Below are 19,263 nucleotides of genomic sequence, written 5' to 3'. Positions count from 1 at the left end.
CGTAGTGTTCAGGGAGTGCCGATCGCGGGGTTCAGGCGTCGGCCGGCGCGTGCATCCAGGCCGCGTGCTTCGGCGCGCGGCGCGTCTGCGACCATTCTTCCAGCATTTCCCATTTGACGGCGTCCAGCTTGGCCATCATCTCGGGCGTGCCCACGTTGGCCGCCAGCTCCAGGCGATGGCCGTTCGGATCGAAGAAATAGATCGACTGGAAGATGGCGTGATTCACGGGACCGAGCACCTCGATGCCGCCGGCCAGCAGGCGCTCCTTGGCGGCCAGCAGCTCTTCCATGCTGCTCACTTCCAGCGCCAGGTGCTGCACCCAGGCCGGGGTATTGCGGTCGCGGTCCATCGGCGGCTGCGTCGGCAGTTCAAAAAAGGCCAGCACATTGCCCTGGCCCGCGTCCAGGAAGACATGCATGTACGGGTCCGGCGCCTTGGTCGACGGCACCAGGTCTTCGGCGATGGCGAGGACGAAATTCATGTTCAAATGCTTGACGTACCACTCGACGGTTTTCTTCGCGTCGATGCAGCGGTAGGCGACATGGTGGATCTGCTTGATTTTCATGCGGTCTGTCTCCGATGGATGGCGCCCTGGGCGCGATGTTTTTCAGCTTTTCACCATTAGAATCGAGTTCCAGCTATCATACAAACAATTTTTAACCATTGATTTATCGGATTACCTTATGAGTCCCAGCCTGCGACAGATGCGCGCCTTCGTGGCGCTGGCCAAGACCGGCAGTTTTACCCTGGCCGCCGAATACCTGCACGTGACGCAGTCCGCCTTGAGCGGCTTGATCAAGGAACTGGAAAGCGTGCTGGGCGTGCGCGTGGTCGAGCGCAGCACGCGCAAGACGCAGCTGTCGGAAATCGGCCGCGAGCTGTATCCGCTGTTCGAGAAGATGATCGAGGACCTCGATGGCGCCATGGCCGGCATCGCCCAGCGCAAGGCATTGAAAACGGGCATGGTGCGCATCGCCGCGCCGCAGATGATGGCGTGCACCCTGCTGCCGGAAGTGATCGCCGCCTACCGCCAGGCCCACCCGGACGTGCAGCTGCGCCTGGTCGACTGTCCCGTGGAGAATGTATCGGCGCGCGTCTTCAGCGGCGAAGTCGATTTCGGCATCGGCCCCGAACGCGATCCGACGGCGGAAATCGCCGCGCAGGTGCTGTTCGAAATGCCCTTCGTGCTGGTCTTCCCCGAGCGGCATCCGCTGCGGCAAAAGGAAAGAGTCACCTGGGCCGACGTGGGCGACTATCCATTCATTTCGCTGCAAGGCCAGTTCACGGAGCGCCTGCTGCGCGACATGCACGGCGCGTTTCGCGAGCTGTCGCTCAACCCCTATAACGAAGTCACGTTCATGACGACGGCGCTGGCCATGGTCAGCGCCAACCTGGGCATCACGGTCTGCCTGCCGTACGCGGAACCGATGGTCAAGCTATACAACTTGCACATGCGCGCCCTGCACGAACCGGAACTGACGCGGCGCTTTTTCGCCTACACGAAAACGGGCCGTTCGCTGTCGCCGGCGGCCGAAAGCTTCATGGCCTTCCTGTTCCAGTTCGTCGAGACGCACGAGTGGAACGTGGGCGCGGGCGGCGGCGCGGCGGGCGATGCCTTGCCGGCCGGCAGCGCAGCGGGCGCCGCCTTATAATGGCGCATCGTCCCTTGCCGCTTACGCCATGACCCAGCCTGACCAACACGACCTGTCGCCCATCGACGCCGCCACCATCGCCATCAACCAGCGCATGAACAAATTCGACGGCCACGAGCAGGTCTGGCTGTTCGGCTACGGCTCCCTGATCTACAAGGCCGACTTCCCCTATATCGAGCGCCGTCCCGCCAGCATCGCCGGCTGGACGCGGCGCTTCTGGCAAGGGTCGCACGACCACCGTGGCACGCCCATGGCGCCGGGCCGGGTCGCCACCATCGTGCCGCAGGCCGGCGCCGTGTGCGACGGCATGGCGTATCTGATCACGCCCGAAGTCTTCGCCCACCTCGACCACCGCGAAAAGAACGGCTACCTGCGCCTGGCCACCGAGATCACCTTCGACGATGGCGGCAAGGTCGAAGGCCTGGTGTACATCGCCAACGAGGAAAACGCCGCCTTCCTCGGCGCCGCCCCGGAACTCGACATCGCGCGCCAGATCGCCCGTTCACACGGCCCAAGCGGCCCGAACAGCGAATACCTGCTGCACCTGGCCAACGCCCTGCGCGAGCTGGGCAAGAGCGACCCGCACGTCTTCGCCATCGAGCAACATCTGGCGCAGTTCCAGGATCAGATCCGGGATCAGATCCAGACAGCTCCCCCTGACAGCGCCGCAGCACCCTCCGGCGCCTGAGGCAGCCTGGGGCAGCCGGGGACAACCCACGTCCAGGCCCCGGCCTCAGGATGCCCGGACGATGGCGCGCCATCCCCCGCCACCGGCGGCACCAGCCCAGCCGCCAGCCAGCGTCACCCGTTTTGCGGCGCGTGAGCACGCGAGCGCAACCCTGCGGCATCAGCGCTGACGACGGTGTCACTTAAAACAAGTCCAACTGTCCCGCATTGCCTTTTTTTACTTTTGCGCCCAGCGGCGGCACCACCAGCGGCCGGCGGAACTGCGTACAGTCGAGCTGCTTGAAGCGGCCGCCCTTGCCGTGCAGGCCCAGCCGGTGCACGGCCTTGTCAAAGCGCTGGCGGATCAGGTCGGCCCACACGCCTTCGCCCCGCATGCGCGCGCCGAAGGCGCTGTCGTAATCCTTGCCGCCACGCATTTCACGCACCCGGTTCATCACGCGCTGGGCCCGTTCGGGGAAATGCGCTTCCAGCCATTGCTGGAACAGGGGACTCACTTCCCACGGCAGGCGCAGCACCACGTAATGGGCGTGGATGGCGCCCGCGTCGCGCACGGCTTCCAGCAGTTGCTCGATTTCCGGCTCCGTCACGAACGGGATGATGGGCGCGATGCTCACGCCCACGGGGATGCCCGCCTCCGTCAGGGTGCGGATGGTGCGCAGCCGCCGTGCCGGGGCGGCCGCGCGCGGCTCCAGGGTGCGCGCGATGGCCGGGTCGAGCGTGGTGACGGTGACGGCCACGGCCGCCAGGCGCCTGGCCGCCATCGGCGCCAGAATGTCGATATCGCGCTCGATCAGCGACGATTTCGTGATCAGCGCCAGCGGATGGTCGCACTCCTGCAAGACCTCCAGAACGCGCCGCGTCAGTTGCCGTTCGCGTTCGCACGGCTGATACGCATCCGTATTGACGCCCAGGGCGATCGGTTCGGGCACATACGACGGCTTGGCCAGTTCGCGCCGCAACAGTTCAGGGGCGTTCACCTTGGCGTAGATGCGGCTTTCGAAGTCCAGGCCCGGCGACAGGCCCAGATAGCTGTGCGTGGGGCGGGCAAAGCAATAGATGCAGCCATGTTCGCAACCCCGGTACGGATTGAGCGACACATTGAACGGCAGATCGGGCGAAGCGTTGCGCGTGAGGATGGTGCGCGCCTGCTCGTCGCTGACCTGCGTCTTCCAGCCCGGCGCCGCCTCCTCTCCAGCCCACTCATGCAGGCCGCCCACGCTCCAGCCATCGTCGAAACCGGCGCGCGCCTGCGCCTCGTAGCGCCCTTGCAGGTTCGAGACGGCGCCGCGCCCCTTGCGGGCTTTCAGCGATTGCGGCGGCAACATGGCTTGCCCGGCGAAGCTGTCATCGTGCTCTGGAATGATTGCTTTCATGAACGACCCCGTCAACTGTATATACGTACAGTATACTATGCCGCTGTGCGGGCAAGATCAAGGGCTGGCGCGATGCCGTTTCACGCTTTTTCACCGTGCGGCATGACATAACTCAACTGCTGTGCGACAAAGCCGTCAAATGCCGCGATCAGGGGAACGAAGCGGGACGCGTCCTGCTCCAACTGCATCAGGGCATAGCACGTCGCTTCCAGGGTCGATAACTGGTCTGGCGCGTGCGCCTTGCGGATCAGGTAATGGGAAGCGGGCGTACCGCGCAAGGGCAGGCGCGGCAGCTGTTGCAACGGGGGATTCAGATACAGCATCTTGCGGCTCTTGCGCCAGGTGGCGTCCAGCACCACCAGCCGCAATCGGCTCAACGATCGGGCCGGATCGAGCAAGATGGCGGGGTCGAGCGCTGGCGGCGGCGCGATGCCCAGCGACCGGTCTCCTGGCGTATCCGGGTACAGCAGCACGTTGTGCTTGTCGGCCAGCAATTCGGCGAGCACCTCCGGGGCAAACTGCTCGCCCGTCAGCATGCGGCTGTTGGGCAGGCTCAGGTGCAGCAAGCGGGCGCTGCCCTTGGCATTGTGGACTTCCAGCGGATGCTGCAGGATCAGCACGTCCACCGCATGGGCAACGGGGGCGATCCAGCGGCAAATGCAGCTGGAGACGGCGCGCAGGCAGGCTGGGCAGCGCGCGCGTTTGGCCGCTGCAGCCTGGGAAGACGATGCAGCGGCAGGGCTGGAGGGATGGCTGGAGGTAGAGCTTGAGGTACGGCGGGTGGTCATGGCGGAGCGCGTGCGCGGCTGTCTTCAAGCCGCGATTGTAGCGCTCGCGCCATGCCAAGGGGGATCTGCGCTTAAAACTCTTCCCATTCGTCGGCGCCGGACGCCACCGGCGTCTGCGGTGCGCGCGCGCGCACGGCTTCCGCTGGCGCCACTTTATCCGGCGTCGGCGCGGTCACGGCGGGTGCCGGCGCGCGTCGCATGGTCGGCTGCGTGGCGCGCCGCATGGCGGGTCGCGTGGCGGCAGGTGCAGGCGCCGTCATGGACGGGGCAGCACTGGCGGAAACATAGTGCTGCGTTGCATCGAGCTTGAACAGGCCCACGACGTCGGCCAGCTTGGCCGCCTGTTCCTGCATGGACTCGGCCGCCGCGGCCGCTTCTTCCACCAGGGCCGCGTTTTGCTGCGTCACCTGGTCCATCTGGCCGATGGCCTGGTTGACTTGCTCGATGCCGGCGCGCTGTTCATCGCTGGCGTCGGTGATCTGGTTCATGATCTGCGTCACATGGCTGATGCTTTGCACGATCTCGTCCATGGTGCGGCCGGCCTTGTCCACCAGTTGCGAACCGGCCTCGACCTTTTGCACGGAGTCGTCGATCAAGCCCTTGATTTCCTTGGCCGCCGCGCTGGAGCGCTGCGCCAGGTTGCGCACTTCGGAAGCCACGACGGCAAAACCACGGCCCTGTTCGCCGGCCCTGGCCGCTTCCACGGCCGCGTTCAGGGCCAGGATATTCGTCTGGAAGGCGATGGCGTCGATGACGCTGATGATGTCGACGATCTTGCGCGAGGAATCGTTGATCGAGCCCATGGTGCTGACCACTTCCGATACCACCACGCCGCCCTTGCTGGCGATTTGCGAGGCGTCGATGGCCAGCTGGTTGGCGCTGCGCGCATTGTCCGCATTGAGTTTCACGGTGGAAGTCAGCTCCTCCATCGAAGACGCCGTCTCTTCCAGCGAGCTGGCCTGCTCTTCCGTGCGCGACGACAAGTCCAGGTTGCCGGCGGCGATTTCGCTCGACGCCGTGCCGATCGATTCGGTGCCGGCGCGCACCTGGCTCACGATACTGACCAGCTTATCGTTCATGTTTTTCAGCGCATGCATCAATTGCCCCGTCTCGTCGCGGCTTTCCACGACGATATGGCTGGTCAGGTCGCCAGCGGAAACGGCTTCCGCCACTTCGACGGCACGCGTGATGGGACGCGTGATCGAGCGCGTGATCCAGTACGCGCAGGCGATGCCCAGCAAGATGGCGGCCACGCCCAGCGAGATCAGCAGCATGCGGCCGTTTTCGTAGCGCAAGCGGATTTGCGCGGCCGTTTCATCGAGCAATTTCGCTTCCAGCACTTCCAGTTTTTTGAGCGCCGCCAGGTAGATATCGCGCTTGACGGCCATGTCGCCTTCATACAGGCGCTTGCCCAGCTCCAGGTCGCCCGCATTCTTGGCCTTGAACACATTCTTGCGTACTTCCGTGTAGGCCTTGCGCGTGCTCAGCACTTCCTGGTACGAGGCCTGCTCTTCGGCGCTCAGTTCGCTCTTGCCGATGGCATTCTGGATTTCCGTGGCGCGTGCCGACGACACCGCCATTTCCTGTTCAAACTGCTTCTGGTGTTCGGGATCGCTGACTTTCCAGGCGGCCGCCGTGCGCGCCGCGTTGACCTCGATGACCTTGGTCCATTCACCGATCAGGCGCTCATTGCGTACCTTGACGTTGACCAGCGCATCGGTTTCCTGGCTGGCGCTTTGCATCTGCACGATGCCCACCACGGTCAGGCTGGTCAACAGGAACAGGACGGCGGCAAAAGCGCCACCGAGGCGTACGCCGATTTTGAGGTTTTTCATTGCGTGATTCCTATCTGAAAAAAAACAATGCACAGACGCCACGAAACCGACTGACCACTACCAATCAAGATAGCAGGCATCCGCCGTGCGGCAATCACGAACGGCGACGCAAGGCCATCCACGTCGCCAGAATGGCAGCACGCCGCAGCGCACCACTTTGGAGCAGATTGTGAGTGAATCAGAGTGGTATTGCAAGAAATAACATGCAGAAAAGCAACAACCGGAAGGCGGTCTGCCGCCACGAACGGGCGGCAGGCAAGCAGAGTCAGTTTTGCTTCACATAGATCAATTTCGAGGTATCGAAACCCAGGCCACGGGCCTTCTCGATCAGGCGCTGCTGCAAGGCGGGGTCCATGGTGGGCGTGCGCGACAGCAACCACAAGTAGGACTTGTCGGGGCCGCTGATCATGGAATAGCTGTAGTTTTGCTGGTCGAGCTCGAAGACGATGTAGGAACCATAGAAGGGGCCGAAAAACGACACTTTCAAATAGCCCACGTCATTCTTGTCGACGAAATACGCCTTGCCTTCCGCTTCCTTCCACTTCGCATCCGCATCCTTGTAGCCACGGTTGAGCACTTTCAGGCCGCCATCCTGGCGCAGGCTGTAATCGGCCGTCACATGGCTCAGGCCACGCTCGAAGGAATGATCGAGGCGCGCGATCTCATACCATTTGCCCAGATAGCGGGTCGTATCGAAGTGATTGACGGGATGAATATTCTCGGGCCGCCCCACGCAGCCGGCCAGCACGAGCGCACACAGCAATAACAGCAGTCTTTTCATGTCTTTCTCCATCATCTAGAATCAGGGTTGCAGCGCGCGGTCGACGATGCGGCGGATCGCGCCATTATTTTGCATGCGCACGATGGCGGCATTGAATTGTTCGATAAAATCGTCGCGATACGGATACGTGGCGGGGCGGCGCTCGGTAAAACCCAGGTGGCCCTGCTGGCTGGCCAGCTGCGCCGTCTCCTGGATCGCCTGCATCGGCGTGCCCGGCGGCCCCTCGCGCCGGATGCGCTGCAATTCCCACTGCGCCGACAGGCGGTCGCTGACATAGCAATCGATACGCCCGCGCATCAGCTTGAGCAGATTCGTGCGCGTGCCCCTGGCCGGCTCGAGCACGATCTTTTCGGCGCGCAAGGACGCCATCAGCCCTGCATCGCCCAGCAAAAAACCCGCGTTCACGCCGAGGTGCAGGCCGCCATAATCGGCGGGCCACTGCCGCAGCTTGCGCCTGGCCAGCACGTCCTGGTTGCACAGCACCACCAGCTGCTCCATCAGCAGCGGCACGGAATAGCGCACGTACGGCCGCTCGCTGCGCCATGAGTACGGCGGATACAGGGCAAAGGCATCGCCCGTCTGCAGCATCAGCACGCCCCGCTTCCAGGGCACGGGACGCAGCTGCACCGCATACCGCGGCATCGATTGCGCTGCTTCGCGCACGATCTCCGTATAGATGCCTTTCATCCGGCCGTTGGCGACGTAGGAGTACGGCGGATAATCATCGTCGCCATAGATCACCAGCGGCGTCACCCCCACGGCCTGCGCACTGGCGGCGATGGACAGGCATAGGGCGGCAGGCAACATGAGCATTCTGGACATGCCCGAAGAGTAGCATGGACGGGGGCAACGCCATCATCCATTCGCGCTGGTCGTGCCCAGCACGTCGTCGAGCTGCGCCAGGGTATTGGCGTCCTTCACGACGGCGCGCAGCCACAGGTGCAGCGGCAGCTCGCCCCAGCTGGCGGCCTTCTCGGCCAGGTAGGCGACGGGGCTGTGCGGCTCCGTGCGGCGGAAAAAATCGGCCACCTGGCGCAGCTGGGCCAGCGCCTGCTGGCGCTGCACGATGGCGCCCCCGCCAGCGCCGGCGACCTGGCCGGCAGCGGACGGCGCATCGGCAATATCCGCGCCAGGCGACAGCGGTGCGATGAAATGGATGGCGTTTTCCAGCGCTTCGCGCGCGGCGCGGAAACTCGGGCCATCGGCGCCGAAACGCGCGTCGACGCTGCGCTCGAACGCCAGCAGCGACTGCATGCAGTATTGTGCATCGGCCAGCAAGCCGTCGGAAAAGGCGCGCGTGTTCCTGTGCCGCGCCGCCTCCATCTGCGCCAGGGTCGGTCCTTCGTCCTGGCGCGCATCGCCCCAGCCCTGTTCCGCCGCGCCCTGCGCCAGGCTGGCGGCCGCGCGCTGGCGCGCCGCGTCGAAATCCTGCAGCGCATACAGGCCATCGGTCCCTTCGGTCAGCGGGATCTCGCGCAGCAGCTGTGGCGTGCGCGACAGCAGCCAGAACACGTTGCCGATGCGCTGTTCCTGGTCGCCCTCTTCCGCCGGCGGGTACAGTCCCTCCCAGTAACGCTCGCACAGGCCGGCCAGCAGCGCGTAGCCATCGCCCAGGCCACGGAAGTGGCGCGTTTTCGCGTGCGCCTCGGCCAGCCACACGGCCACGCGCAAATCCTTGCTGCGCGCTGCGATCAGCTGTTCGCAGCGCGTCGCCACGAAGGGCCAGTCGGCCTCCTTCAGCGCCGTCACCCACTCGCCCTGGTCCAGGCTGGGGTCGTCGTGCTGGCGCGCGCGCGCGATGGCGTCGAGCTCCTGGCTGAAGGTGAGGTCGTCGCCGCATGGACTGACGGCGCTGACGGGGTGCAGCAACTGCTCCAGATTGAACATGGCGCCCTCCGGAAGGTGGATTATCGGATCGTGTACTTGAACTGTCCCTGCTTGTTCGCGCTGACGCGTATCGACGCGACCGGCTCGCCGTCCGCCATGCGCGCCAGCACCGCTTCGGCGATCGCCGGCAGCAGGCTGCCGTTGAGGATCTGGTCGACATTGCGCGCGCCCGAATCGACCTCGGTGCAGCGCGCCAGCACGGCGTCGACCAGGCCCGCGTCATGGCTGAATTGCGCCTGGTGGTTGCGCGCGATGCGCTGCCCGATGCGCGCCAGCTTCAGCACGATGATCTCGGCCAGCACCGCGTCGTTCAGGGGATAGAAGGGCAGCACCTTCAGACGCCCGAGCAGGGCCGGCTTGAAATGCGCCACCAGTTGCGGGCGCACCAGTTCTTCCAGCGCGGCCGGCGTGGGCAAGTCTTGCGCCGCCCGGTTCAGGCAGGCGGCCATCATGGCGCCCGAACCCAGGTTCGAGGTGGCGATGATGATGGTGTTGCGAAAATCGACCTCGCGCCCTTCCGCATCATCGAGCACGCCCTTGTCGAACACCTGGAAGAACAGTTCCAGCACGTCGGGATGGGCTTTTTCCGCCTCGTCGAGCAGCACCACGCTGTAGGGCTGGCGCCGCACGGCTTCCGTCAGCACGCCGCCCTCGCCGTAGCCGACATAGCCGGGCGGCGAGCCTTTCAGGCCGGCCACGCTGTGCGCCTCCTGGTACTCGCTCATGTTGATGCTGATGAGCTTGCGTTCGCCGCCATACAGCAGGTCGGCCAGCGCCAGCGCCGTTTCCGTCTTGCCCGTGCCGGACGGTCCCGTGAACAGGAACACGGCTTGCGGCTTGTTCGGGTCGTCCAGGCTGGCGCGCGCCGTGCGCACGCGCTGCGCCACCGCCTCGATGACGTGGTCCTGTCCCAGCACCCGTTCGCGCAGCGCCGCATCGAGGGTCAGCACGGTGCGGATCTCGTCCTTGAGCATTTTCCCCAGCGGGATGCCGGTCCAGCCGGCGACGATGCCGGCCACCACCTGGGCATCGACTTCCAGCGGCGACAGCGGCGCCTCGCCCTGCAGTGCCGCCAGTTCTTCCTTCAGCGCCAGCAGGCGCGCCGCGCCGACTTCGCCCGGCCGCTCGCCGCGCAGCTGCGCGCGCAACTCGCCGATCTGCGCCACCAGCGCCTTTTCGCGCTCCCAGCGCTGCGCCAGCGCCACGATCAGCGCCTGCCCTTCCTCATGCTCGCGCCGCAGCTGCGCCAGGCGCGCGGCGCCGGCCTTGCCCGGCGCTTCGCCGTCGCTTGCCTCGCGCATCAGCGCGGCGATTTCCGCGCCGATGCGTTCCTGGCGCCGGTTCGCGTTTTCCAGCTGCGCCGGCGTAGCGCGCTGGCCCAGCGCCACCTTGGCGCACGCCGTATCGAGCACGCTGACGGCCTTGTCGGGCAGCTGGCGCCCGCTGATGTAGCGGTGCGACAGGCGCACCGCCTCGACGATGGCGGCATCGCGCACGCGGATGCCGAAATGGCGCTCCATCAGCGGCGCCATGGCGCGCAGCATGGCGCAGGCGATGTCTTCACTCGGTTCGTCCACCTTCACCACCTGGAAGCGCCGCGCCAGCGCCGCATCCTTTTCAAAATATTTTTTATACTCGCTCCAGGTGGTGGCGGCGATGGTGCGCAGGGCGCCGCGCGCCAGCGCCGGCTTCAGCAGATTGGCCGCATCGTTCTGCCCCGCCTGGCCGCCGGCGCCGATCATCGTGTGGGCCTCGTCGATGAAGAGAATGATCGGGTGCGGGCTTTTCGTCACCTCGTCGATGACATTCTTCAAGCGGCTTTCGAATTCGCCCTTCACGCTGGCGCCGGCCTGCAGCAAGCCCATGTCGAGCGCGCGGATGCGCGCGCCCTGCAGCACCTCGGGCACGTCACCGGCGGCGATGCGCAAAGCCAGGCCTTCCACCACGGCCGTCTTGCCGACGCCCGCCTCGCCCGTGAGAATCGGATTGTTCTGGCGCCGGCGCAGCAGGATGTCGACGGCCTGGCGTATCTCGGCCTCGCGGCCGATCACGGGATCGAGCTTGCCGTCGCGTGCCAGCTGCGTCAGGTCGGTGGTGAACTGGTCCAGCGCCGGGGTCTTGCTGGCAAGGCTAGCAACAGCATCGTCGCCGGTGTCGGCAAGCCGCGGCACAGCCGCGCTTTCCTCCTCGCCGGAACCGGCCGTCAGCTTGTCCGGATGGTGCTTCAGTTGCTCCACGCTGAAACGGGCGAACAGCTTCGAGCCGCGGTAGGCCAGCTGCGACAGTTCCGGCTCCGTCAGCAGCGCCAGTAACAGATGACGGCTGCGGATGGGCCCCGGCTGCGCCGTATCCAGCGAGGCGATCAGCCAGGCGTGTTCGAACAGCAGCGGCAAGTGGGGCGAAAACACGGGCGTGCGCGCGCTGCCCGTGCGGAAGCCGCCGATCTCGCGCCGCAGGTCCGCCTCCAGCGCCGTCAGGCTGATTTCACTGCGCCGCGCGATGGTGACGAAATCGCTGCGCTCCTGCTCCAGCAGGGCCAGGAACAGGTGTTCGATATCGACTTCGTACTGGCCCAGTCCCACGCAGATGCCGGCGGCGCGGGTGGCGGCCGTGCGCGCCGTGTCATTCAGCTTGGCGATCAGTGTCTTGAGGTTGTTGCTCATGCGGCGGCTCCCTTGCGGTTGATCGAATAGCGCAGCGACGATGGCTGCAGCACGGCGTCGAAATTGACCGTCTCGCCGCCGCACTTCACGGCCAGGGTGCCGCTGATGACGAAACCGACCCGGTTGATGGCGCCCGCCTCGCGCTCCAGGCGGGCGCGCACATTGCGCAGGCGCGGTTCGTGGCGTTCGATGGCGGCCTTCAGCGCGGCGCAGATGCGGGCGCGGTCATCGCTGCTGGACAAGCACATGCCGGCGAAATCGATCAAGCCATAGTTGACGATGGAGGCCGCGCATTCCGGGTAGGCGTCGAGCGCGCCCGGCGGCAGGGCCACGCGCGTGTTGAGCAGCTCTTCCAGGTCGCGCGCCACCGCATCCTTCAATTGTTCCAGCGACAGGCGCGCCGCCACGCCGCCCGCCGCACCGCCGTCGCCCATCAGGCGGTCGAACAGGCCAGGTACATAACTGTCCATGCGCTCTCCTGAAAGTGGGCGCGACGCGCGGGCGGTGGTGGCCGCCGCGCGCCGCGCGCCATGCATCAAGCCACGCGGTTCGCGGCCAGGTCCCAGCCACCCGAAGTATTGCCGCCGGCGCCGCCCGTCACTTTTTGCTGCGTGTATTTCCACTTCACTTTCGAGAACTTGAAGCCGACGTGTTCACCGAGGATGTCGCCTTCTTCCACGTTCGGCGTCACGGCGCCGATCAGCACATTTTCGATTTCGATTTCAAAGTACTTGACGCGCTCGCCCTGTCCGTCGGCGCGCATGAATTCGAAGCGCGCCTTGGGGATGGTCTTGCCGGCCGAGCAGGTCTGCAGCAGCACCGGCGAGGCCAGGTCGGCCAGCTTGGAAATGACGATGTCCTTGTGCTCGCAGCGTTCGGCCGTGTGGCCGCCGCCCGTCGATGCGGTGGCGGACTTCGGCTGCTCGACGCTCCAGCTGACCGATTTGCACTCGATCCAGTCCTTGTGCTTGTCATCGGTGGACTCGCCCTTGATGCCGTCTATCTGCAGATATACATCGATTGCCATGGTGTGCTCCTGTGGTTGAAAGATAGGTGAATCAGGAATTGGTCGACTTCGGCAACTCCGCGACCAGTCGGAGCGAAACGGACAGCTCATCGAGCTGAAAGTGCGGCCGCAGGAACGACACGGCGCGGTACACGCCGGGCCGGCCCGGCACTTCATGCACCTGCACGGACGCCTCGCGCAGGGGGAACTGCGCCTTCTGTTCCTGGCTGGCGTTATCGTCGAGCAGCACGTACTGCATCAGCCAGCGGTTCAAGAAATCTTCCACGTTGGAGGCGGCGGCAAAGCTGCCGATCTTGTCGCGCATCATGGCCTTCATGTAATGGGCGATGCGCGAGACGGCGAAGATGTACTGCAGCTGCGACGACAGCACCGCGTTCGCATTGGCCGCGTCGGTATTGTATTTTTTCGCCTTTTGCGCCGATTGCGCGCCGAAAAACGCCGCATACGCCGTGTTCTTGCAGTGCACCAGCGAGATGAAGCCCAGGTCCGACAGCTCCTTTTCGCGGCGGTCGGTGATCGCCACTTCGGCCGGGCATTTCAGGGCCACGTCGCCCTCGTCCGTCTTGAACGTATGCGTGGGCAGGTCGTCCACCAGGCCGCCGCCCTCCACGCCGCGGATGGCGGCACACCAGCCGTAGTCGGCAAAGGCGCGCGTCAGCTTGCAGCCGAACGCATACGCGGCGTTACACCACAGGTATTTGTGATGGTCGCTGCCGTCGACTTCCTCGACGAAGTTGAAACCTTCGACGGTGGTGCCATCGACGGGGTTGAACGGCAACCGGCCCAGGAAGCGGGGCAAGGTCAGGCCGACGTAGCGCGCATCCTCGGATTCGCGAAAGGCCTTCCATTTCGCGTACTCGATGGTGTCGAATACCTTGGCCAGGTCGCGCGGCTTGCCCAGGTCGCCGTAGCTTTCCAGGCCAAACAGTTCCGGCGCGGCCGAGGCGATGAACGGTGCATGCGCGGCGGCGGCGATGTGCGACATCTGCTCGACGAAATACATGTCTTCCGGCTGGCGCGAGATGGCGAAGTCGCCCAGCAGCGCGGCGAACGGTGCGCCGCCGAAGGTGCCGAATTCCTCTTCATACACCTTCTTGAACATGCTGCTCTGGTCGAATTCCAGCGCGGCCTGGAAATCCTTCACCAGCTCGCGCTTGGTGGCGTTGAACATGCGAATCTGCAGGCGCGTGCCGGTATCGGAATTGCCGACCAGGTAGCGCAGCCCCGTCCAGCTTTGCTCGAGCTGCTGGAATGGCGCCGCGTGCATGATTTCGCTGAGCTGGGCGGAGATCAGGCGGTCGATTTCCGCCACGCGCGCGTCCAGGGTCGCCGACAGGCTGCTCGACATCAGCACCGTGCCGTCGAGCACCTGCGCCACCAGCTCCGAGATCAGGTCGCGCGCGCGCGCATGTTCGGCGCCGGACTTGGCGACGCGGCTTTGCTCGACGATCTGGTCCAGCAAATCGGTGGCGGCCGGCGCATCGGATGCGGACACTGCAAGGGATTCTGGGGCTTCTGCCTGGGCGCTCATCTCAATCCTCCTGCGCTGGGAACTGCGGTTTCAGGGCGGCCAGGCTGTCCGTGCTGTTCAGCACTTCCGTCAGCAAGTCTTCCAGCTTGTCGTTGCCGGCCAGTTTGTTGCGCAAATCGGCCAGCTTGGTGCGCGCCTCGAGCAGCTTGCGCAAGGGGTCGACCTGGCGCACCACCGATTCCGGGCGGAAGTCGTCCATCGAACGGAAGTGCAGGTCGACGGCGAACGTGCCGCCCGCCTCGCCGAGGCGGTTCGGCACGGCGAAACGGGCCACCGGTTCCACGCCGGCCAGCACTTCATCGAAGTTGTCGCGGTCGAGGGCGACAAACTTGCGGTCCTTCAGGCGCTTTTTTTCGCTGTCCGGATTGCCGCCAAAGTCGCCCAGCACGCCGACCACGAAGGGCAGCTCCTTGTTTTCGATCGCGTCGCCAATCTCGACGTCATAGGTCATTTGCACGCGCGGCGCGCGTATCTTTTGCAGGCGTTTCTGCACGCTGTCGGACTTGGGCATGTCGTTTCCTTTGCAAGGGGTGGTGGGGATGCCGGCTTATTTCAGGCCGCTGAACGGATCGGCCGCGCTGCCTGGCGCCGCCGCGCCCTTCGCCGCCGGCGCACCGGAGCCGGAGGTGGCGGCGCGCTTGCCGCCCGCCGGCGGGCGCTTGGCCGGCGGCACCAGCACGTCTTCGCCGATGCTCGCGCGCAGCAGCTTGGCCAGGTCCTGCGCTTCCGAACGCAGCGAGCCATTCAGATTGTTTTGCCGCGACAGGTCGGCCAGCGCCTTGCCGGACAGGCGCAAGCCGCTGACGGCGACGATGCTGTTGGCGACCTTGTCGTCCGGGTCGCGTTCCAGCGCTTCGAGCGCATGGCCGATGGCGTCGCCGTACTGGCCGCGGTCGAACTTCATCTGCGCCATTTGCAGCCACGGCGCCTTGTCGGCCGGGTAGCTGCCGCCGCCTCCCTTGAGCAGGGTCATGGCGCGCTCGTACTGGCCGGCGCGCGCCGCCGCATCGGCATCGCTCATCACTTGCGCCAGGGTCGGCGCGGCAGGTTTCTTGGGCGCCGGCTGGTCCGGCGTGGCGCAGGCGGCCAGCAGCAAGGCGCTGGCGAGGCAGGCAATACGGGGCAACACGGTGGCTGGCTTCATCGGGGCATTCCTTCACGTGGAGGACGCTACCGCTGGGAAAGATGGGCGGCGCCTTGGTGGAGGCCATTATTGATCGCCAATTTTTTTGCCAGATTGAGATTAATCAGCAAAGAAGAAGTTCCACATCAGAGCGGCGCGCGGCGACATGAAACCTGATCTGGCGCAGTAATTGTCTTGATCGCTGATCGATTTTGCGCCAACGCAAGCAGGTGGCCCCTGCATGCGCTTAAATGACTGCAACACTTTTATTTCCCCCCGTCACCTTGCGAAGATAGTCCAGCCCATGCCATCCGACGCCCCGCTCCGCCGCCTGACACGCACCACCGCGTTAGCGCTGCTGTTGCTGCAGACGCTGCCGCTGGCCGGCTGTGCGGGCGGCGCCATCGGCACCCTGGCCAACGCGGCGCTGCAGATGGCCGGCGTGGCCAAGCCGCCGCCCGAGCTGCCCGACGCGCAAAAGCCGCCGCGCAATGTCAGCATCCGCCTGCATGCGGCGCAGCGCCTCAACACGGATACGGCGGGCCGGCCGCTGGCGCTGGTGGCGCGCATCTACAAGCTGCGCCAGAGCGCCGCCTTCGAGCAGGCGCCCTACGACAGCTTCCTCGACGCGCAGCGCGAAAAGGCCGCGCTGGGCGCCGACCTGATGGAAGTGAAGGAAGTCCTGCTGGTGCCGGGCCAGCGCTACGAAGTGCAGGAAAAAGTCAGCAAGGAAGCGTATTTCATCGGCGTGGTGGCACTGTTCCGCGCACCTGCGGCGCAGCGCTGGCGCGCCACCTTTGCCGCCGCCGACGCGGAACGCGGCGGCATCACCGTCGGCCTGCACGCCTGCGCGCTCAGCGTCAGCAACGTCGCCGGCATGGACGGCGGCATGGCGCCGCTGGCGGCCCTGCGCTGCCAGTAACGCAGGCCATTGAAGCAAAGCGACACGCCACACATTCAAGGAGAAACGCAATGGGCATGGCAGCGAAAGTCTTGTGGGGCGAAGGCCTGTTTTTGCGGCCGCAGCATTTCCAGCGCCAGGATCAGTATCACGAAGCGCGCCTGCATCACACGGCCAGCGCGCTGCATCCCTACCTGTGGGGCGTGGCGCACATGGAGTGGGACCTGGCGGCTTTGAGGACGGGCACCTTGCGCCTGCAGGCCCTGTCGGCGATCTTCCGCGATGGCGAAGTATTCGAGGCGCTGGGCGACGGCGCACCCGGCGGCGATACCCTGCCCCCGCCGGTGGACCTGGAAGCGCTACCGCCGGCGGTGCAGGAAGTGACGTACCACGCGGCCCTGCCCATCCTCAACCGAGAAGGCACGAATTACACGGCGCAGGCGTCAACGGCGGGCACGCCGGCGGCCACGCGCTTCGCGCACGCCATGCGCGCCACGCCCGACCTGTTCACGGAGTCCGCCGTGGCCGACGTGGCCTACCTGAAGAAGACCGTGCGCCTGATTCCCGACAGCGAGGCGCGCGGCTCCTACGACTGCCTGCCGCTGATCGCCCTGCGGCGCACGGTATCGGGCGGCTTCGAGCCCGTGCCCTCGTTCATGGCGCCCAGCCTGGCGATCGCCGGCGCGCCGCGCCTGCAGGGCGTGCTGGAACACCTGCTCGACGCCTTGCAGGCGAAGGTGAGCGCGCTGCACGGCCACCACCGCGAACCGAGCCGCAACGTGATCGAATTCCGCTCGGGCGACGTGTCTTCGTTCTGGCTGCTGCACACGGTCAGCACGGCCGCCGCCGCACTGATGCACTACGTGCGCCACCCGGCCCTGCATCCGGAACGCCTGTACGAGGCGCTGCTGGGCCTGGCGGGCGGCCTGCTCAGCTACTCCAAGCATTACACCCTGGCCAGCCTGCCCGCCTACGACCACGCGCAGCCGGGCGCCTGCTTCGACGCCATCGACGCCATCATCCGCGAACTGCTCGACACCGTCATCTCGTCGAAGTATTTTTCCATCGCCCTGCTGGAAGACCAGCCGTCGTACTACCTGGGCAAGCTCGATTCGGGCAAGATCGACCAGCACACCACCTTGTACCTGGCGATCCGCGCCGCCATGCCCGCCATCGAACTGGTCGACGTGGTGCCGCTGCGCGTGAAAGTGGGCGCGCCCGACGACGTGGAAAAATGCGTGCTCACGGCCATGCCCGGCCTCAAATTGTCGCATGCGCCGCAAGTGCCCGCCGCCATTCCCGTGCGGCCCGACACCTATTATTTTGCGATTGAAAACCGTGGCGCGCTGTATGAACAGATGCTCAAGGCGCAGTCGATTTCCGTGTACGTGCCGGCCGGCATACGCGACCTACAGCTGGAACTGATCGCGGTGACGGCATGAGCCAACTCATCGAACGGCGCGCTGCGCCCTCCCTGCTGGGACCACGCGGTGCCGCCCCGGCGGGCGCCAGCCGGCATGCCGGCAGCGCCCTGCTGGACCTGATGCACGAAGGCTTTTACATGCTGTTCATGCTGAAGCACGGTTCGGCGCCCGGCGACGAGCAAAGCTTCATGGACCGCATCACGGCCTTCCTCGACGACTTCGAACGCGAGGCGAAAAAGATCCGCGCCGATGGCGACGACATCGAGGCGGCCAAGTACGCGTTTTGCGCGGCCGTCGATGAGATCATCCTGGCCTCGCCCTTCACCCTGCGCAAGCAGTGGGAGCGGCGCCCGCTGCAGCTGCTGATCTTTGGCGACCAGCTGGCCGGCGAACATTTTTTCGACCGCCTCGACGCCTTGCGCGGCAAGGGCGCCATGCGCGTGCAGGCGCTGCAAGTCTTCCACATGTGCCTGTTGCTGGGCTTCCAGGGCAAGTATGCGATCGACGGCGGCGAAAAACTCAGCTACCTGACGGCGCGCCTGGGCGACGAGATCGCCCACATCAAGGGCAAGAGCCGGGGCTTCGCGCCGCGCGCGGAACGCCCCGACCAGGTGGTCAACAAACGCGGCAGCGACGTGCCGCTATGGGCCCTGTCGAGCTTTTTCGCCCTGCTGGCCATCTGCGCCTACCTGGGCCTGAAAACGCATCTGACGCGCGGCACGCAAACCACCCTGGCCGCGTATGCGGACCTGGTCAAGCTGGCGCCGCGCCCGGCGCACCTGACCATCACCCTGCCCTGATCATTGCGCAATACGGAACTCGATGCGCCGGTTTCTCGCCCGGCCATCGGCCGTGGCGTTGCTGGCCACGGGACGGTCCGGCCCCTGGCCCGACACCAGCACCGAATCGGCCACGACGCCCTTGCTGGCCAGGTAGGCGCGCACGGCTTCGGCGCGCGCCTGGCTCAGGGCCACATTGCTGGCGCGCAGGCCCGTGTCGTCCGTGTGGCCGATCACCTCCACCTTGCGTCCCCGCAGCCTGAGCATGGCTGCCGCCATCTCGTCGAGGATGGCCAGGCCGGCCGGCGTGATGGAAGCCTTGCCGCTGTCGAATTCGATGATGCGCTTGTCCAGCGCCGCGTCGAGCAAACCCTGCTCGGCCTCGGCCGCCTTGACCCGCAAGCCATTGTTGACGACATACGTGGGATTGAGGCTGGTGGCGATGTCGCTGGCGATCTGCTGGCGCTGCGCCTCGTTCGCCACTTCGCCGCGCACGCTGACGTTGTTGCCGTCGATGCTGATCTGGCCCCGTGAAATGAGCTTCAGGTTCGGCGCGATCAGTTTTTGCACGTAGCCGTTCCAGTTGGCCGGCACGGCCACGTTGCCGATGGCGATCTGGTCGACCACGCGCTCGGCGCCATACAGTTCGCGCAGGCGGGCCAGCACGGCGGCCTTGCCCGCCTCGTCGGCCAGGGTGCCCGTGACGAGGATTTGCCCGGGCATCGGCGTCTGCGGCGCTTGCGCCTGGGCGTGGCAGGGAGCGGCCGCGGCAAGCAGCAGCGGAAAAATGACGAGAGATTTCATCGCAGTCC

19 protein-coding genes are annotated in these 19,263 nt (G+C 65.7%); 5 read left to right on the top strand and 14 right to left on the bottom strand.

Annotated features, from left to right (window positions below):
• Nucleotides 1-31 precede the first annotated feature (31 nt).
• Complete coding sequence (locus tag J0O65_RS18765) at nt 32-565, bottom strand: VOC family protein (RefSeq protein ID WP_215408776.1); 534 nt, start codon at nt 563-565, stop codon at nt 32-34.
• 118 nt (nt 566-683) lie between these two features.
• On the opposite strand from J0O65_RS18765, the gene J0O65_RS18760 reads away from it, so the two are divergent.
• Together J0O65_RS18760 and J0O65_RS18755 are read left to right on the top strand one after the other, a co-directional pair.
• The gene (locus J0O65_RS18760) at nt 684-1,652 is read left to right on the top strand and encodes a LysR family transcriptional regulator (protein ID WP_215408775.1); all 969 of its coding nucleotides are present in this window, start codon (nt 684-686) and stop codon (nt 1,650-1,652) included.
• Between the two features lie 61 nt (nt 1,653-1,713).
• On the top strand, nt 1,714-2,340 hold the full coding sequence (locus J0O65_RS18755) for a gamma-glutamylcyclotransferase (protein ID WP_215408961.1): 627 nt from the start codon (nt 1,714-1,716) through the stop codon (nt 2,338-2,340).
• A 181-nt stretch (nt 2,341-2,521) separates the two neighbouring features.
• On the opposite strand, the gene J0O65_RS18750 is transcribed toward J0O65_RS18755, so the two are convergent.
• From J0O65_RS18750 to J0O65_RS18695, 12 genes are all read right to left on the bottom strand, one after another.
• Nucleotides 2,522-3,712, bottom strand: a complete 1,191-nt coding sequence (locus tag J0O65_RS18750) for a PA0069 family radical SAM protein (RefSeq protein WP_502793578.1) — start codon at nt 3,710-3,712, stop codon at nt 2,522-2,524.
• Between the two features lie 80 nt (nt 3,713-3,792).
• Nucleotides 3,793-4,500: a tRNA-uridine aminocarboxypropyltransferase gene (locus J0O65_RS18745; protein ID WP_215408774.1), complete on the bottom strand. Its 708-nt coding sequence runs from the start codon at nt 4,498-4,500 to the stop codon at nt 3,793-3,795.
• 71 nt (nt 4,501-4,571) lie between these two features.
• Nucleotides 4,572-6,335 (bottom strand): methyl-accepting chemotaxis protein, encoded by a 1,764-nt coding sequence (locus J0O65_RS18740; protein ID WP_215408773.1) that lies wholly within the window; start codon nt 6,333-6,335, stop codon nt 4,572-4,574.
• Nucleotides 6,336-6,600: 265 nt separating this feature from the next.
• A complete protein-coding gene (locus J0O65_RS18735; RefSeq protein WP_215408772.1) occupies nt 6,601-7,116 on the bottom strand; it encodes a lipocalin family protein in 516 nt (171 codons plus the stop codon).
• A 21-nt stretch (nt 7,117-7,137) separates the two neighbouring features.
• The gene (locus J0O65_RS18730) at nt 7,138-7,923 is read right to left on the bottom strand and encodes a substrate-binding periplasmic protein (RefSeq protein ID WP_251373839.1); all 786 of its coding nucleotides are present in this window, start codon (nt 7,921-7,923) and stop codon (nt 7,138-7,140) included.
• Nucleotides 7,924-7,971: 48 nt separating this feature from the next.
• Complete coding sequence (gene tssA / locus J0O65_RS18725; RefSeq protein ID WP_215408770.1) at nt 7,972-9,003, bottom strand: type VI secretion system protein TssA; 1,032 nt, start codon at nt 9,001-9,003, stop codon at nt 7,972-7,974.
• A 20-nt stretch (nt 9,004-9,023) separates the two neighbouring features.
• A complete protein-coding gene (gene tssH / locus J0O65_RS18720; protein ID WP_215408769.1) occupies nt 9,024-11,666 on the bottom strand; it encodes a type VI secretion system ATPase TssH in 2,643 nt (880 codons plus the stop codon).
• On the bottom strand, nt 11,663-12,136 hold the full coding sequence (gene tssE, locus J0O65_RS18715) for a type VI secretion system baseplate subunit TssE (protein ID WP_215408768.1): 474 nt from the start codon (nt 12,134-12,136) through the stop codon (nt 11,663-11,665). The genes tssH and tssE overlap by 4 nt, the downstream gene beginning before the upstream one ends.
• Before the next feature lie 65 nt (nt 12,137-12,201).
• Entirely contained in the window at nt 12,202-12,693 is a 492-nt protein-coding gene (locus J0O65_RS18710; RefSeq protein ID WP_034750126.1) for an Hcp family type VI secretion system effector, read from the bottom strand.
• Between the two features lie 31 nt (nt 12,694-12,724).
• The gene (tssC, locus tag J0O65_RS18705) at nt 12,725-14,224 is read right to left on the bottom strand and encodes a type VI secretion system contractile sheath large subunit (protein WP_215408767.1); all 1,500 of its coding nucleotides are present in this window, start codon (nt 14,222-14,224) and stop codon (nt 12,725-12,727) included.
• Between the two features lies 1 nt (nt 14,225).
• The gene (tssB, locus tag J0O65_RS18700) at nt 14,226-14,735 is read right to left on the bottom strand and encodes a type VI secretion system contractile sheath small subunit (protein WP_215408766.1); all 510 of its coding nucleotides are present in this window, start codon (nt 14,733-14,735) and stop codon (nt 14,226-14,228) included.
• 36 nt (nt 14,736-14,771) lie between these two features.
• On the bottom strand, nt 14,772-15,368 hold the full coding sequence (locus tag J0O65_RS18695) for a hypothetical protein (protein ID WP_215408765.1): 597 nt from the start codon (nt 15,366-15,368) through the stop codon (nt 14,772-14,774).
• A gap of 283 nt (nt 15,369-15,651) precedes the next feature.
• Here J0O65_RS18695 and tssJ point away from each other — a divergent pair, with 283 nt between their 5' ends.
• Genes tssJ through icmH form a run of 3 tightly spaced genes read left to right on the top strand, consistent with a single transcriptional unit; the run spans nt 15,652 to nt 18,472 of the window.
• Complete coding sequence (gene tssJ / locus J0O65_RS18690; RefSeq protein ID WP_215408764.1) at nt 15,652-16,269, top strand: type VI secretion system lipoprotein TssJ; 618 nt, start codon at nt 15,652-15,654, stop codon at nt 16,267-16,269.
• Between the two features lie 50 nt (nt 16,270-16,319).
• A complete protein-coding gene (tssK, locus tag J0O65_RS18685; RefSeq protein ID WP_215408763.1) occupies nt 16,320-17,690 on the top strand; it encodes a type VI secretion system baseplate subunit TssK in 1,371 nt (456 codons plus the stop codon).
• Nucleotides 17,687-18,472: a type IVB secretion system protein IcmH/DotU gene (icmH, locus tag J0O65_RS18680; RefSeq protein WP_215408762.1), complete on the top strand. Its 786-nt coding sequence runs from the start codon at nt 17,687-17,689 to the stop codon at nt 18,470-18,472. Before tssK ends, icmH begins: the two co-directional genes overlap by 4 nt.
• Here icmH and J0O65_RS18675 read toward each other — a convergent pair whose 3' ends face one another.
• On the bottom strand, nt 18,473-19,255 hold the full coding sequence (locus J0O65_RS18675) for an OmpA family protein (RefSeq protein WP_215408761.1): 783 nt from the start codon (nt 19,253-19,255) through the stop codon (nt 18,473-18,475).
• Nucleotides 19,256-19,263: the final 8 nt, after the last annotated feature.

It is taken from the genome of Janthinobacterium sp. JC611, assembly GCF_018682595.1.
Lineage (GTDB): Bacteria > Pseudomonadota > Gammaproteobacteria > Burkholderiales > Burkholderiaceae_D > Janthinobacterium.
This window is presented reverse-complemented; position numbering and strand designations above follow the sequence as displayed.